Raw genomic sequence first — 15,375 nt, 5'->3', positions numbered from 1 at the left:
GTCAGGAGGTCCAGCCGGTCTCCATCAGGGCCTCGGCGGCGCCGTTGGCGGGTTGGGGCACGCCGGCCAGGTCGAGGCTGAACAGGGCGACCAGCAGTTGTTCGCCGCGCACGGTGGCCTGGTGGGAGTAGCCGGCCAGGGTGAACATGGCGGCGGCCATCTCCTCGGCGTGCAGGGTCTGCAGCCACAGGCACTCGACCGACTTCACGTCGGCGGGCTCGGTCCAGGTGTCGACCTGGGCGACCATCCGGCCGCCCAGCAGGGTGACCCCGTCGCGTTCCTGGGCCTCGGTCAGCTCCAGGTCGTCGAAGCCGAGCCACTCCAGGTAGCGGGCGGCGGTGAACACCGCGTCCTGGGAGGTGCGCACCGGGTGGGGGCGGAACGGGGCGCGGTGGCGGAACGGCCTGGGGCGTCCGACGGGGCCGCCGCCCTGCGCGGGCGGGGCGGGCACCGGGGCGTTCACCGGGTGCGCCGGGTAGGGGCGGGCGCTCTGCGGGCCGGGGGCGGCGAGCGGGCCGGCGGTGCCGCCGCCCAGCCGGGTGGTGCGGTCCACCGGGAGGCGGACGGTGGCGCCGCAGTTGCAGGTGAACTCGGGCTGCGGCCACTGGTCGGAGCGGCCGCAGTGCGGGCAGCGCATGCTCAGCCAGGAGTCCTCCCAGGAGCGGAACCGCACCTGGACCGGCACCCCGCCGCGCAGCAGCGGGACCTTCAGCGAGGCGCCGCACGGACACGGCAGCGACGGCGGCTCGTACAGGTGCTCGCGGCGGCAGGCGGGGCAGCGGATCGCCCGGGCGCCACCGCCCGCCCCCGGCCCCGACCGCGCGGGGTCGTGTCCGGTGAAGTCGTCGGGCAGTCCTGCCATCGCGGGCTCCGTCCGTCGGTGTCGGGTCGGGGTGGTTGGTTCCCATGCTCCCCGAAACGTCCGGCTTCGGGCGCGGAATGGGGCAATCCTCAGGGACGGATCAGGGACGGATCAGGGGCCGGTCGCCGGTACGGGCGAGGCCGGGCCCCTCCGCGGGGAGGATGCGCGGCCGGCGTCAGCGGGGTGGTCGGTCGACGGACCAGCGGGCCAGGTCGGCGGGGGTGTCCAGGTCGTCGGGGACGGCGACGTCCGCGCACTCGACCAGGACGAGTTCCCCGGCGTGCGCCGCCAGCAGGGCGCGGGCCCCGGCGTCCCCGGACGCGCCCTCGGCGGCCTCGGCGAAGTGCCGCGCGCCGATCAGCACCGGGTGTCCGCGCCGTCCGCCGTACGCCGCGGCGGCCAGGTCGGCGCCGGCCCGGTGCGCGGCCAGCAGCCGGGCGACCGCGGCCGGGGTGACGCCGGGGGTGTCCACCAGCATCACCAGCACCGCCGGGGCCCGCAGCGGCAGTGCGGCCAGTCCGGCCCGCAGCGAGGAGCCCATGCCCTCGGCCCAGTCCGGGTTGGCGACCAGCCGGCAGCCCGGCAGGTGCGCGGTGGAGCGCACCCGCTCGCGGTCCGCGCCCAGCACCACAGTGACGTCGGGGCAGCCGCCGGCCCGGACGGTGGCCACCGCGTGCTCCACCAGCGGCCGGCCCGCGTACCGGATCAGCGCCTTGGGCCGCCCGCCGAGCCGGCGTCCGCCCCCGGCGGCGAGGACGAGGGCCGGGACGGCGGGCGGTGTGGTCTGCATGCGCCCAGCCTGCCCGGTCGGGGCCCGGTCGCGCAGCCGTTCGGCGCTTGTACGAATCCACAAGGCGAAGGCGCAGGTCGCGGGCGGTCCCCGGCGGTTCGGCCGCTGGTCCCGCGGCCCGCTTGCCCCTGTACTGGGGCGATGAACACCGCACCGCGCCCGCTGGTGGACCGCTTCGGACGGGTCCACACCGATCTGCGGGTCTCCCTGACCGATCGCTGCAATCTGCGCTGCACGTACTGCATGCCGGCCGAGGGGCTGGACTGGCTGCCCCGGGCGGACACGCTCGGGGACGACGAGGTGGTGCGGCTGGTGCGGATCGCGGCGCAGCGCCTGGGGGTGCGCTCGGTGCGGCTGACCGGCGGGGAGCCGCTGCTGCGGCGGGGGCTGCCGGGCCTGGTCGGGCGGCTGGCCGCGCTGGGCGTGGAGCTGTCGCTGACCACCAACGGGATCGGTCTGGCCCGGACCGCGGTCGCGCTGCGGGAGGCCGGGCTGGGGCGGGTGAACGTCAGCCTGGACACGCTGCGCGCGGACCGGTTCGCGGAGCTCACCCGGCGGGACCGGATCGCCGACGTGTTCGCGGGCCTGGCGGCGGCCAAGGCGGCCGGGCTGGACCCGGTGAAGGTCAACGCCGTGCCGGTGCGCGGCGTGAACGACGACGAGATACCGGAGTTGGCGGCCTTCGCCGTCGAGCACGGCTACCGGATGCGCTTCATCGAGTCCATGCCCCTGGACGCGCAGGGGAGTTGGGACCGCGCCGCGATGGTGACGGCCGAGGAGGTGCTGGCCCGGCTCGGCGAGCGCTTCGACCTGGTGCCGGTCGGGCGCAGCGGCAACGCCCCGGCGGAGGAGTGGCGGGTCGCCGGGACGGACACGGTGATCGGGGTGATCGCCTCCGTCACCCGGCCGTTCTGCGGGGGCTGCGACCGGGTCCGGCTGACGGCCGACGGGCAGTTGCGCAACTGCCTGTTCGCGACCGAGGAGTCGGACCTGCGCGCGCTGCTGCGCGGGGGCGCGGACGACGGGCGGATCGAGGAGGCCTGGCGGGCCTCGGTGACGGGCAAGGGGCCCGGACACGCCATCGGCAGCGCCGGGTTCGTCCGGCCGGACCGGCCGATGTCGGCGATCGGGGGCTGAACTCCCGGGCGCGGACGGGGATGCGGACGGGCATGCGGGCGGTGACGGGGACCCGGATGGGGCCCGGGCGGCCGGAGTCGACGGAGTGTGAGCTTCGACATGCTCCTGGGCTCCCCGTGGCGTCGGCTTGACCTTCTCTTGGGGTGGCTGGTCTGCTGGTTCGCCGTCAACCCGCCCCTGATCCCGGGAGTTCTCCGTGCCCGCCCGCCGTACCTGGCTGTCCGCCGCCACCGTGTTCCTGATATGCCTGCTCGCCCTGGTCGGCTGGCTGGTCGAGGGCCGCGGCGGGAAGTCGCCGGGCGGGTCCGGACCGTCCGCCGTCGGCACCGGCACCAGCCCGCTGCAGAACCCGGACGGCACCAAGCCCGGCCTGGCGCCGCTGACCACCCCGGAGGAGCAGAAGGCGGGCCGGGAGCTGATCGCCAAGGTGGCCACCGCCCGTACCGGTCCCAAGGACGGCTACGACCGCAACGAGTTCGGCCCCGCCTGGACGGACAGCGTCGAGGGCGTCCCGTACGGCGGCAACAAGTGCGACACCCGCAACGACCTGTTGGCCCGCGACGGCAGCGGTGTCGAGCGCAAGGACGGCTCGGACTGCGTAGTCACCGCGATGACCATCCACGACCCGTACACCGGCCGGACCGTCGAGTGGACCAAGCAGCAGGCGTCGAAGATCCAGATCGACCACGTGATGCCGCTGTCCTACGACTGGCAGATGGGCGCCGCCACGTGGGACAAGGCCAAGCGGGTCCGGATCGCCAACGACCCGCTCAACCTGATCCCCGCCGACGGCTCGCAGAACGCCTCCAAGGGCGACTCCGGCCCGGCCGACTGGCTGCCCGCCAGCACCGAGATCCGCTGCTCGTACGCGGTGCGCTTCGCCCAGGTCTCGCTCAAGTACCAGCTGCCGGTCACCGAGGCGGACAAGAAGGCGATGCTCCAGCAGTGCGGCGGGTGAGGAAACGATCCTCCTTCGCCGGTCGTACCGCGAGGCGGCGAGGCCTCGTGGCGGCGCAGCGGCGCGGCGGCGCGGCGGCGCTAAGGAAGTGCCAAGGAGGCGGCCGGGGGCAGCGGGCGAGATGCCCCGGCGGTGCCCCGGATGGTATTCGTGGGCGGTGCCCCCGATGACCCCCCGCCTGCGGCGACGCGCCCTGCCCGCCCTCGCCGCCCTGCTCCTCGCCCTGGCCGCCGGCTGCTCCGGCCCCGGCGGCGCACGCCCCGCGGCCGCGCCGACCAGCCGCCCGCCGCTCGCCGAGCGGGCGCCCACCAGCGCCTCCCCGGCGCTGCAGGCGTACTACGACCAGCGGCTCGCCTGGGCACCCTGCGACGGCGCGGGCGGCGACGCGGGCGCCGACGGCGCGGAGGCGGCCGCAACCGCCGTCCAGTGCGCCACCCTCAAGGCCCCGCTGGACTACGCCGACCCCGGCGGCCGCAGCATCGACGTCGCCGTCGCCCGGGTGCCCGCCGCCGACCCCGCCCACCGGATCGGCGCCCTGCTGGTCAACCCCGGCGGGCCCGGCAACTCCGGTGCCAACATGGCCCGGGGCTGGAAGGACGGCCAGGGCCCGATGCGCGACCGCTTCGACGTGGTCGGCTTCGACCCGCGCGGCTCCGGCGCCACCCTGCCGATCGACTGCCTGGACGACCGCACCCGCGAGCAGTCGATGCGCACCGACGACCCGGCCTACGACCGAGGCCGGGTCCTCGCCGACGCCTGCCGGGCCAAGTACGCCGACATCCTGCCGTTCCTCGGCACCCGCAACAGCGCCCGCGACATGGACGTGCTGCGCAGCGCCCTCGGCGAGCGCAAGCTCGACTTCCTCGGCCTCTCCTACGGCACCTACCTCGGCGTCCTCTACGCCGAGGAGTTCCCCGACCGCACCGGTCGGCTCGTCCTCGACGGCGCCGTCGAACGCAGCACCGACCTGATGCACCTCGACGTCGAACAGGCCGCCGCCACCGAGGCCGGCTTCCGCGCCTTCGCCATCGCCTGCACCGCCGAGGGCGCCGACTGCCCGTTCGGCACCGACCCGGCCGCCGCCCCCGGGCGGCTCGCCGACTTCCTCGACGGCCTCAAGGACCACCCGCTGCCCACCCACGACGGCCGCACCGTCACCGCCTCCCTCGGCTGGGGCGTCGTCATCGACACCCTCGCCGACGGCCACGGCAGCTGGTCGCGGCTGCGCTCCGCCCTCGACCCCGCGCTCACCCGCGGCGAGGGCGACGAACTGCTCCGGTTCTCCGACGGCAACGCCGGCCGCGACGACGACGGCCACTACGAGAACTCCGCGGACGCCTTCGCGGCCATCCACTGCGCCGACGCCCCGCTCGCCCCCAGCGACGCCGACCTGCGCACCGCCCTCGCCGACCTCGCCGCCCGGGCCCCGCTCACCAGCCGCCACGACACCCGGATCACCCTGCTCGAACCCGACTGCCGCCCCTGGCCGTACCGGTCCACCGAGCGGCCGCACACCGTGACGGCGCCCGGCAGCGCCCCGGTCCTGGTGATCGGCGGGACGGAGGACCCGATCACCCCCTACGTGTGGGCGCAGCGGATGGCGGCCGGGTTGCAGCACGGCGTGCTGCTCACCCGCGACGGCGACGGGCACATGTCCTGGTACCACAGCTCCTGCGCGCGCGACGCCGCCGAGGCCTACCTGGTGGACGGGGTGCTGCCCGCCGCCGGGGCGCGCTGCGGCTCCGACTGACGGGGCGTCGTGCCGGGCCCGTGGGGGCCCGTGGGACGGGCCCGTGAAAGGGACCCGTGAGAGGGGCAGGCGAAGGGGCAGGCGAAAGGGGCACGCGAAAGAGGGCGTACCGCGCGAACGCGGCACGCCCCCTGGGGAGTTCGGGCTCCGGGTCAGGGTTCCCGGAGCCCGGGTCGGACCGACCGGATCAGGCCTTCGGGGCCGTCAGGTCGTAGAAGGTGGTGCCACCGACCGTCTTGGCGGTGAAGTGGCTGGTCACCCAGGCCTCGATCTGCGCCGACTCGGTCTGCTGGTCGCCCTCGGCGCCCTCGCCGCCCGCCCCGCCGGCGCCGCCGAAGCCGCGGTGCGAGCCGCCGCCGATGAACCAGTGCACCTTCCCCTCCTGGACGTACTTCTGGAAGCCCGCCAGGCTGAGCGAGGGGTCCGTGCCGTTGAAGCCGCCGAGCGCCATCACCGGCTTGCCGGTGGCGAGTTGGTAGCTCGCGGCGTTCTGCGAACCGGTGGTGGCGGCCGCCCAGGTGTACTGGCCGGAGTCCTGCGAGAGCAGGGACTTCGCCTCGTCGCTCACCTTGGTGCCGCCGAGCAGGCCGCCCATGCCGCCGCCCATGCCGCCGCCGAAGCCGCCGGGGCCGCCCGCGCCCTCGGGGTCCTGGCCGCCGCCGGGGAACCCGGGGAAGCCGGGCGTACCGGAGGCGCCGCCGGAGCCGGTGGACCCGCCCGCGCCGCGCTCGTGGCGGCCGCCGGGGGCGGTGCCGTCGGCGCCCCGGCCGGAGCCGCCGTTGAAGCCGCCCTGACCGCCCTGGTCACCCTGGCCGTTCTGACCGCCCGGGAAGCCGTGGCCGCCCTGTCCACCCCGCCCGCCGAAGCCGCCCTGACCGCCCTGACCACCTTGGCCGGCCTGGCCGCCCTGACCCTGGCCGCCCTGGCCGCCGCCGAAGCCGCCCGGGAAGCCCCGGCCGCCCTTGCCGCCCTTGCCGAAGGAGCCCGGCCCGAAGCCCGCGCCCTTCACGGACGGACCGGCCGTGATGATCGAGCCGTTGTGCGCGGTGCCCACGGTGTCCACCGCGTACGCGGCCGGACCGCCGAGCGCCGCCGCCAGGCCCACCAGGCCCGCCACCGAGGCGATCCGCGCGCCCGTCCGTCCGGAGACCCGGCCTGCCACCTGCCCGGCGACCAGCGCCCCCGCGGCCGCCAGTCCGCCGACCAGCACCGCCCAGCGCAGCCAGGGCAGGAAGTCGGAGCTGCGCCCGAGCAGGACGAACGCCCACCCGGCCGTCACCGCGAGCACGCCGGCCAGCAGCAGTGCGTACGGCAGCCGGTGCCGGGCCCGCCACAGGCCGTCCACGCCCATGCCGAACAGCGCCGCGACGGCCGGGGCCAGCGCCACCGTGTAGTACTGGTGGAAGATCCCGGACATGAAGCTGAAGATCAGCGCGGTGGAGACCAGCCAGCCGCCCCAGACCAGGAAGGCCGCGCGGGCCGTGTCCGGACGGGCGTAGCGGCGGGTCGCCCACAGGCCGACCACCAGCAGGATCAGCGCTGCCGGCAGCAGCCAGGCGATCTGCCCGCCGATGTCGCTGCCGAACAGCCGGGTGATGCCGGTCTGGCCCCAGCCCCGGCTGTGCCCGGCGCCGCCCGGCAGGTCGAGCCCGGCGGGCATCCGGCCGCCGCCGCCCACGCTGCCGCGCTCGTTGCCGTCGACCCGGCCGAGGCCGTTGTAGCCGAAGGTCAGCGACAGGAAGTCGTTGTCCTGCGAGCCGCCGACGTACGGGCGGGCCGAGGCCGGCAGCAGCTCCACGACCGCCACCCACCAGCCGCCGGCGACCACCACGGCCACGCCCGCGAGCAGGGTCTGCCGCAGCCGCCGCCAGAAGCCGGTGGGCGCCACGACCAGGTAGATCACCGCGAACGCGGGCAGGATCAGGAAGGCCGCCAGCGTCTTGGTGAGGAAGGCGAAGCCGAACATCGCGCCGGTGAACAGCAGCCAGCGGGTGCTCGCCGTCTCGACCGCCCGCACCATCCCGTACGCGGCCAGGGTCAGCAGCAGCACCAGCAGCGCGTCCGGGTTGTTGAAGCGGAACATCAGCGCCGCGACCGGGGTGAGCGCCAGCGCGGCGCCCGCCAGCAGGCCGCCGAGCGGGGAGAAGCGGCGGCGCACCGTCGCGTACAGCGCGCCCACGGTGGCGGCGCCCATCAGCGCCTGCGGGGCCAGGATCGACCAGGAGGAGAGGCCGAACAGCCGCACCGACAGCGCCATCGGCCACAGGGACGCCGGGGGCTTGTCGACGGTGATGAAGTTGCCGGCGTCGGAGGAGCCGAAGAAGAAGGCCTTCCAGCTCTGGCTTCCGGCCTGCACGGCCGCCGAGTAGAAGGCGTTGGCCCAGCCGGAGGCGCCCAGGCCCCACAGGTAGAGCACGACCGTCGCGGCCATCAGCGCCAGCAGGGCCGGGCGCACCCAGCGCGGGTCGTCCGCGCGCCCGCGCCAGGCGCGGGCCGGGAGGGTGCGCAGCCGTCCGGACCAGGAGGCCGGGCCCTTGGGGCCGGTCGTCGGCAGGGGCTGCTCGGGGAAGAGCGGCGCCGGGTCCGGCCGCGGCGCCTCCGGTGGCGGGTAGTTCGCGGCCTCGGGCCACGGATCGCCGGCCGGAGGGGAGTAGCTGCTCGTGGTCATGCGCCATACCGTGCGTGGCGTGGCTGAGAGAACCGTGAGATACGGCTGTGAGGCGGGTGTGATCTGCCCGGTTTCACCCGTCCGGAGGCGGAGTCAGGGGGCTCTCGTCCGGTCGGGCTCGGGCGGTCGGGCCGCTGGTCCCGTCGGGCCGCTCAGGCGGCGGCCGGCATGGTGATGTGCTTGCCCAGCCACTCCAGGGCCGGGGGGATCTCCCGGGTCCAGGTGTGGAAGTTGTGGCCGGCGGTGTCCAGGGTGATCGTGGACATCTTGGTGGGCGCCTTGAAGGCGGCGACCATGGCCTTGGTGTCGTCGTAGTTGTTCTCGTCGTTCGCGGTGGTCAGCAGCAGCGAGACCGGGGCGGCCGGCTGGTTCTTGAGCCGCCACAGCAGGTCGTTCTCCTGCTTGAGCTTGTCGTTGCCGCCGAACAGGTCGCCGGTGGTCGGGTCGTGGGCGGCGCTGTAGTAGCCGGAGAGCGCGACCGCGGCCGGGTAGGAGTCGGGCTTGCGCAGGGCGAACTTGAGCGCGCAGTAGCCGCCGGTGGAGTTGCCGATCACGGCCCGGTTGGAGGGGTCGGTGCCGATCCGGTAGGTGGTGGCGAGGGCCTTGGGCAGGTCGCTGGTGAAGAAGGTCTCGACCTGGGGGCCGTTCGGCACGTCGACGCACTCGGTGTCGCGGTTGTCGACGAGGGTGGGGCGGGTCATCACCAGGATGGTCGGCGGCAGCTTCTTCTGCTCGATGGCGTCGAGGGTGGACGCCGGGTACTGCATCAGCGAGATCAGCTTCTCCGGGGTGCCCGGGTAGCCGGTCAGCACCACGGCCATCGGGAAGCGCTGCTTGGCGAAGCCCGGCTGGAAGTACTGCGGCGGCAGGTAGACGTACGCCTCGGTGCTCAGGCCGGTGCCGGCCCCTTTGACGTCGACCTTCTGGATCATCCCGGAGCGGTCCGGCTCCGAACCCTGGGACGAGTAGAACTTCTGCTCGCCGGTGACGGACACCCCGGAGGCGTTCGGCTGGTGGTCGACCACCGTGCCGAGGCCGCCGCTGGTGCCGAGCAGGTCGGTCCAGGAGCTGTAGAAGCCGAAGTAGCTGTTGGCGATCAGGCCCATCGCGGCCAGCACCGACAGCTGGGTGGCCAGGAAGGCGCCGATCCGGCCCAGCCAGGACTTCCAGCCCTTGCCACCGAACTTGGGCCAGAACCACATGGTGGCGGCGAAGACGACGATCGCGATGACCGACGTGATGACCTGGAGGGGGAGTCCGGTGAGGCTGAGCACGTGCCCGATCGTAGTTGACCCCGGCGTCGACCCCGCCGGGCGGGGCGGGACGGCCCCCGCGGGTGGTCGCCGGAAACGGATTGACCGGGGTGGTTCGTACTCGGGACCATGTCGCGGGGTGTGCGCGCGGTGCGCGTGCCGGGTGACATGGGGTGGGGTCATGAAGTCCATCGGCAAGGCCGGCCTGGCCATCGGTTCGGCGCTGCTGCTCGCGGCGTGCTCGGGCGGAACGACGGCGGGCAGGCCCGGGCCCGGGGCCACGACGAGCGCGGTGGCGTTCGGCCCGGTGCTCAGCAAGAACATCGAGCCGGTCGACAACGCGCTCGCCCGGATCCCCGGGGCCAAGAACCTGAGCGACCTCGAGGCCGTGATGAGCGCCCTCAGCACCGCCGCGCACGACGCCTCCAGGGCGCTGAACGTGGCGGACGCCCCCGCTGCGGTCACCGGGGACCGGCACGACCTGGCGAACGCGCTGAGCGTGCTCCAGTCCGACGCGACGGATGTCCGTCTCGGCATCAAGTCCCGGAACGTCTGCGCACTGGACTCGGCCGAGGCCCAGCTGGGCGCGGGCGAGGGCTTGAAGTCCGTACCGGCGGTCCTGGCGAAACTGACGGCGGCCGGCTACGCGGCGAACCTCACCGTCCCCCAGCTGCCCAAGCAGCAGTCCCGCTCGCTGGACAACGGCACGATGATCAGCAAGGGGAAGCTGCACGGCTACGGCGAGTTCAAGGTCGACAACGGCAGCAAGGCGGACGCGGTCGTCTCGCTCGTGCTGGGCGGCAAGGCGGTGCACTCGATGTTCGTGGCCAAGGGACAGAAGGCCGCCGTCCAGGGCGTGGAGGACGGGACGTACGACGTCTACGTCTCCCAAGGGGCGGACTGGGACTCCGCGGCCAAGTCCTTCACCCGGAGCTGCGCGTTCACCAAGTTCGAGGACACCTTCCCGTACGAGACCGGCCGCACCTCGACGTCCTGGTCGATCACCCTCCAGCCGGTGGTCGACGGCAACGCCGAGACCAACGACGTGGACCCGAACTCCTTCCCGCAGCTGTAGCGTCCGGCCGGACGGCCCCTTCCGGCGGCCGTCCGAAACCGCTTGACCAGGGCGGTTCGTGATCGGCACCATGGCGCCCCGTGTGCGCGCGGAGTGCGCGCCCGGCAGCGTTGAGGTGGGGTTGTGAAGTTCTCGGGGTCCGTGGGCAGATCCGGTCTGGCCGTTGGTGCGGCGCTGCTGCTGGCGGCGTGCTCGGGCGGGGGCGGCGGCGCGGCTGTGTCGAGCGCCTCGCCGTCCGCCGCGGCGACGCCGTTCGGGACGGCGCTCGACCAGGCCCTGGCGCCGGTCGGAGCCGACTTCGGCAAGGCGGCCTCGGCCAAGAGCGCCCTCGACCTCGACACCGCGCTCACCCACCTGGCGTCCGACACCAACCGGGCCGTGCGGAACGTGAACGCCACCACCGCGCCCTCCGGCGCCACGGCGGCGCGGGCCGACCTGGCCACCGCCCTGGCCACGCTCGCCACCGACACCGAGCCCGTCCGGAAGGACATCTCGGAGCACAAGGTGTGCTCCGCCGGTGGCGGACTGGCGCAGTTCGGCGCCGCCCAAGGGGTGGCCGGGGTCTCGGCGGCCCTCGCCAAGCTGGCGGCGGCCGGCTACCGGACCGCCTTCGCCGTGCCGGAGCTGCCCAAGCCGCAGACGCAGGCGCGCAGCCTGGACAACGGCACCGTGGTCCAGGAGGGCGGCAAGGGCGGCAAGGGCGTGGTGAAGGTCGACAACACCGGGCAGACGGACGCGGTCTTCACGCTCGCCGCCAATGGCACCGCGGTGGCCTCGGTGTACGTGGCCAAGGGGCAGCAGGCCACCATCGAGGGCATCGCGGACGGCGTGTACGACTTCTACTACACCACCGGCGTGGACTGGGACTCCGGCGCGAAGCAGTTCACCCAGGGCTGCGCGTTCGCCAGGTTCACCGGCACGCACGACTTCACGCCGGACCGGGGCGGCACGATCTGGACCCTCACCGTGATCTCGCCGGACGGCAAGGATCGGCGCGACGTCCAGTGGATGAAGTCCGATCCCCTCGCTCAGCCGTAGCGTTCATGGGTTCGTCCCGTAACGGGCATACCAGGACGGGTTGTTGCCAAACGATGGCACAACCCGGCCCCTGGGGTGGCGAGTTGTGCGGGAACTGTTGACCGCTTGAAGTGACCATGGCACTTTCGTGCGGGCGTGGGCCTCGGCGACCAGCCGGGCGGCCCGCGATCCCCCACAAGGAGAGCCATGTTCAAGAGACTTGTCGCGATGGCCGGTGCGAGCGCCGTCGTCGCCGGAGGGCTGGTCCTCGCCGCCGCCCCCGCCCACGCCGTCCAGGCCGCCGACCTGACGTCGACCATCGCCCTGGACGACTGCTCCGCCTCGCTCGTCCGGTTCCCCACCTCGGCCTCCGGCGACCGGGCCATGATGCTCACCAACGGGCACTGCCTGCCGTCCATGCCCCCCTACGGCCAGGTCATCCAGAACGTCAGCGCCAGCCGCAGCGGCACCCTGCTGGACGGCGCGGGCAACAGCCTCGGCACCGTCCAGGGCGACAAGGTGATCTACGCGACGATGACCGGCACCGACGTCGCCCTCTACGAACTCACCGACACCTTCGCCTCGATCACCTCCAAGTACGGCGCCACCGCCCTCACCATCAACGACGCCCACCCGGTCGACGGCTCGTCGATGTACATACCGTCCTCGTACTGGAAGCAGGTGTGGAACTGCTCCGTCAACGGGTTCGTGCCCACCCTGCGCGAGGACCAGTGGAGTTGGCACGACTCGCTGCGCTACAGCTCCGGCTGCAACACCACCCACGGCACCTCCGGTTCGCCGATCATCGACTCCGCGAGCGGGCGGATCGTCGGCATCAACAACACCGGCAACGACGACGGGGAGATGTGCACCCTCAACAACCCCTGTGAGGTCGCCGCCGACGGCTCCACCAAGGCCTTCAAGGGCCAGAGTTACGGCGAGGAGACCTACTGGTTCACCACCTGCGTCAACTCCGCCCGGACCGTCGACCTCACCGTGCCCGGCTGCCTGCTCACCAAGCCGGCCGGCGCCGCCGTCTCGGTGGGCAACCCCGGTGACCAGTCCACCGCGGTGGGCGGCTCGGTCAACCTGCAGATCAACGCCTCCGGCGGCACCGCCCCGCTGTCCTACAGCGCGACCGGGCTGCCGGCCGGCCTGTCGATCAACTCCTCGACCGGCCTGATCTCCGGCACCGCCGCCACCGCGGGCAGCTCCAGCGTCACCGTCACCGTCACCGACGCGGCCGGCAAGTCGGCCGGCACCAGCTTCGCCTGGACGGTCACCGGTGGTGGCGGCGGTTCCTGCACCCCGGCGCAGCTGCTCGGCAACCCGGGCTTCGAGACCGGGACGGCGTCGCCGTGGACGGCTTCGAGCGGTGTGATCGACAACGGTTCGTCCGAGCCGTCGCACGGTGGTAGCTGGAAGGCGTACCTGGACGGCTACGGCAGCACCCACACCGACACGCTGTCCCAGACGGTGAGCATCCCGGCGGGCTGCAAGGCGACGCTGAGCTTCTGGCTGCACATCGACACCGCCGAGACCGGCAGCACCGCGTACGACAAGCTGGCCGTCTCGGTCAACGGCACCACGCTCAAGACCTACTCGAACGTGGACGCCGCGGCCGGCTACCAGCAGCGCACCTTCGACCTCTCGGCCTACGCGGGCCAGACGGTCACCGTGAAGTTCACCGGCACCGAGGACTCGTCGCTGCAGACCAGCTTCGTGATCGACGACACCTCCGTCCAGACCGGCTGAGGTCGCACCGGCTCCTGAGGGACCGGTGAACCAGGGCAGGTGAGGGGCCCGGCGGCTACGGCCGCCGGGCCCTTGTCGTGCTCCGGGGAACGCTCCGGCCGTGCCTCGGCTGTGCTCCGCTCCGTGTCGATGCAGAAACGAATCTCCTGGGACCTTGACGGCCTGTTCCGGTCGCCCTAGGTTCAGCGCTGCAAGTTTCCGGCAAGTTACAGAAGCTTCTTGCAGACTTCACCCCGGCTGCCCCCACCCCAGCCACCCCCAGGAGACAACGTGGTCACCACCCCCACCCGCGGGCCCGCCCGCACCCGCCGGCCCGCCCGCACGGCCGGCGCGCTCGCGGCCTCGGCGGCGCTCGCCCTCTCGCTCGGCACCGCCCTCGGCGCCCCCGCCGCGCAGGCCGCCCCGCCCGCGAACAACGGCAAGGACGTCACCGCCACCCTCTTCGAGTGGCGCTTCGACTCGGTCGCCCAGGCCTGCACCACCACCCTCGGCCCGAAGGGCTACGGCTTCGTCGAGGTGTCGCCGCCCCAGGAGCACATCCAGGGCCCGCAGTGGTGGACCTCGTACCAGCCGGTCAGCTACAAGATCGCCGGACGGCTCGGCGACCGCACGTCCTTCAAGAACATGGTGGACACCTGCCACGCGGCCGGGGTGAAGGTGATCGCCGACGCCGTCGTCAACCACATGACGGCCGGTTCCGGCACCGGCACCGGCGGCACCGCGTACACCAAGTACAACTACCCCGGCACGTACCAGGACCAGGACTTCCACACCTGTCGCCAGCCGATCACCAACTACCAGGACCGCGGCAACGTCCAGAACTGCGAGCTGGTCAACCTCGCCGACCTGGACACCGGCAGCGACTACGTCCGGAGCACCATCGCCCACTACCTGGACGACCTCGGCTCGCTCGGCGTCGACGGCTACCGGATCGACGCCGCCAAGCACATCGCCGCCGCCGACCTCGCCGCCATCAAGGCCAAGACGGCCAACCCCAAGGCCTACTGGGTGCAGGAGGTCATCTACGGCGCCGGCGAGCCCGTCCAGCCCACCGAGTACACCGGCAACGGCGACGTCGACGAGTTCCGGGTCGGCACCGACCTCAAGCGCGTGTTCACCGCCGACAAGCTCGCAAGCCTCAGCACCTGGGGCGCCTCCTGGGGCTACCTGCCGAGCGACCAGGCGCGCAGCTTCGTCGACAACTGGGACACCGAGCGCAACGGCTCCACCCTCAACTACACCTACGGCAGCACCTACACCCTGGCCAACGTCTTCCTGCTGGCCTCGACCTACGGCTCGCCCAACGTCTACTCGGGCTACGGCTTCAGCGGCAACGACGACGGCCCGCCCAACGGCGGCACCGTCAACGCCTGCTACCAGGACGGCTGGAACTGCACCCACGCCTGGCGGCAGATCGCCAACATGGTCGGCTTCCGCAACGCCGTCGCCGGCACCGGGGTGACCAGCTGGTGGTCCAACGGCAACAACGCGATCGCCTTCGGCCGCGGCAACCGGGGCTACGTCGCGATCAACCACGAGAGCGGCGCGATCACCCAGACCTTCCAGACCGGACTGCCGGCCGGGACGTACTGCGACGTCCAGCACGGCGACCCGCAGCCCGGCGGGGGCTGCACCGGCCCGACCTACCAGGTGGGCGCCAACGGGCAGTTCACCGCGACGGTCGGCGCGGGCGACGCGGTGGCGCTGTACGTCCAGCCCGGCACGGCGGTGTCCGGCGCCTCCTTCAACGTCAACGCGACCACCTCGTACGGGCAGAACCTGTACGTGGTCGGTGGCGCCGCGGCGCTCGGCGGCTGGGACCCGGCCAAGGCGCTGCCGCTGTCCTCGGCCGGATACCCGGTCTGGTCGCTGGCGCTCTCGCTGCCGGCCGGCACCTCCTTCCAGTACAAGTACCTGCGCAAGGACGCGAGCGGGGCGGTGACCTGGGAGTCCGGGGCCAACCGGGCGGCGACCGTGCCGGGTCCGGGGAACGTCACCCTGAACGACACCTGGCGGCCGTAGCCCTCTGCCCGTACCTGGGACCCCCCGGGCCCCCCACCCCGCCGCGGGGGCGCCGGGGGGGGGGGGGGGGCGCGCCCCCCACCCACCG

General features: G+C 73.5%; 10 protein-coding genes and 2 pseudogenes. 8 read left to right on the top strand and 4 right to left on the bottom strand.

Annotated features, from left to right (window positions below; genetic code table 11):
* Nucleotide 1: 1 nt before the first annotated feature.
* Both ACFWXO_RS07820 and ACFWXO_RS07815 read right to left on the bottom strand, forming a co-directional pair.
* Nucleotides 2-862, bottom strand: coding sequence for a hypothetical protein (locus ACFWXO_RS07820; RefSeq protein WP_380522761.1), 861 nt, complete (start codon nt 860-862; stop codon nt 2-4).
* 175 nt (nt 863-1,037) lie between these two features.
* Nucleotides 1,038-1,652, bottom strand: coding sequence for an NTP transferase domain-containing protein (locus ACFWXO_RS07815; RefSeq protein WP_380522760.1), 615 nt, complete (start codon nt 1,650-1,652; stop codon nt 1,038-1,040).
* A 141-nt stretch (nt 1,653-1,793) separates the two neighbouring features.
* Here ACFWXO_RS07815 and moaA point away from each other — a divergent pair, with 141 nt between their 5' ends.
* From moaA to ACFWXO_RS07800, 3 genes are all read left to right on the top strand, one after another.
* Nucleotides 1,794-2,789: a GTP 3',8-cyclase MoaA gene (moaA, locus tag ACFWXO_RS07810; RefSeq protein WP_380522759.1), complete on the top strand. Its 996-nt coding sequence runs from the start codon at nt 1,794-1,796 to the stop codon at nt 2,787-2,789.
* A 241-nt stretch (nt 2,790-3,030) separates the two neighbouring features.
* Entirely contained in the window at nt 3,031-3,747 is a 717-nt protein-coding gene (locus ACFWXO_RS07805) for an HNH endonuclease family protein (protein ID WP_380522786.1), read from the top strand.
* 166 nt (nt 3,748-3,913) lie between these two features.
* Nucleotides 3,914-5,497 carry an alpha/beta hydrolase gene (locus ACFWXO_RS07800; protein ID WP_380522757.1) on the top strand — a complete coding sequence of 528 codons (1,584 nt, stop codon included), beginning with the start codon at nt 3,914-3,916 and terminating at the stop codon, nt 5,495-5,497.
* Nucleotides 5,498-5,684: 187 nt separating this feature from the next.
* Here ACFWXO_RS07800 and ACFWXO_RS07795 read toward each other — a convergent pair whose 3' ends face one another.
* Nucleotides 5,685-8,165 carry an ArnT family glycosyltransferase gene (locus tag ACFWXO_RS07795; RefSeq protein WP_380522755.1) on the bottom strand — a complete coding sequence of 827 codons (2,481 nt, stop codon included), beginning with the start codon at nt 8,163-8,165 and terminating at the stop codon, nt 5,685-5,687.
* A 152-nt stretch (nt 8,166-8,317) separates the two neighbouring features.
* Nucleotides 8,318-9,439, bottom strand: coding sequence for an alpha/beta hydrolase (locus tag ACFWXO_RS07790; protein WP_375890200.1), 1,122 nt, complete (start codon nt 9,437-9,439; stop codon nt 8,318-8,320).
* A 160-nt stretch (nt 9,440-9,599) separates the two neighbouring features.
* Between ACFWXO_RS07790 and ACFWXO_RS07785 the strand changes: the two genes are divergently transcribed.
* The 5 genes and pseudogenes from ACFWXO_RS07785 (at nt 9,600) to ACFWXO_RS07765 (ending at nt 15,287) form a co-directional block, all read left to right on the top strand.
* A complete protein-coding gene (locus tag ACFWXO_RS07785) occupies nt 9,600-10,493 on the top strand; it encodes a hypothetical protein (RefSeq protein ID WP_375890201.1) in 894 nt (297 codons plus the stop codon).
* Between the two features lie 141 nt (nt 10,494-10,634).
* Nucleotides 10,635-11,531, top strand: a complete 897-nt coding sequence (locus tag ACFWXO_RS07780) for a hypothetical protein (protein WP_380522754.1) — start codon at nt 10,635-10,637, stop codon at nt 11,529-11,531.
* Nucleotides 11,532-11,717: 186 nt separating this feature from the next.
* A pseudogene (locus tag ACFWXO_RS07775) lies at nt 11,718-12,335 on the top strand (trypsin-like peptidase domain-containing protein); the annotation flags it as partial.
* Between the two features lie 201 nt (nt 12,336-12,536).
* Nucleotides 12,537-13,265: pseudogene (locus tag ACFWXO_RS07770) on the top strand (putative Ig domain-containing protein); the annotation flags it as partial.
* Nucleotides 13,266-13,535: 270 nt separating this feature from the next.
* The gene (locus tag ACFWXO_RS07765; protein ID WP_380522753.1) at nt 13,536-15,287 is read left to right on the top strand and encodes a carbohydrate-binding module family 20 domain-containing protein; all 1,752 of its coding nucleotides are present in this window, start codon (nt 13,536-13,538) and stop codon (nt 15,285-15,287) included.
* Nucleotides 15,288-15,375 lie beyond the last annotated feature (88 nt).

Source organism: Kitasatospora sp. NPDC059088 (genome assembly GCF_042738155.1).
In the GTDB taxonomy this organism is placed as follows: Bacteria; Actinomycetota; Actinomycetes; order Streptomycetales; family Streptomycetaceae; genus Kitasatospora.
This window is presented reverse-complemented; position numbering and strand designations above follow the sequence as displayed.

What these genes read in the sequence shown, in the direction of transcription:
- ACFWXO_RS07785 (WP_375890201.1), top strand. Translation starts at nt 9,600, where the DNA reads ATGAAGTCCATCGGCAAGGCCGGCCTGGCCATCGGTTCGGCGCTGCTG.
- ACFWXO_RS07800 (WP_380522757.1), top strand. Translation starts at nt 3,914, where the DNA reads ATGACCCCCCGCCTGCGGCGACGCGCCCTGCCCGCCCTCGCCGCCCTG.
- ACFWXO_RS07815 (WP_380522760.1), bottom strand. Translation starts at nt 1,652, where the DNA reads ATGCAGACCACACCGCCCGCCGTCCCGGCCCTCGTCCTCGCCGCCGGG.
- ACFWXO_RS07820 (WP_380522761.1), bottom strand. Translation starts at nt 862, where the DNA reads ATGGCAGGACTGCCCGACGACTTCACCGGACACGACCCCGCGCGGTCG.
- ACFWXO_RS07795 (WP_380522755.1), bottom strand. Translation starts at nt 8,165, where the DNA reads ATGACCACGAGCAGCTACTCCCCTCCGGCCGGCGATCCGTGGCCCGAG.
- moaA (WP_380522759.1), top strand. Translation starts at nt 1,794, where the DNA reads ATGAACACCGCACCGCGCCCGCTGGTGGACCGCTTCGGACGGGTCCAC.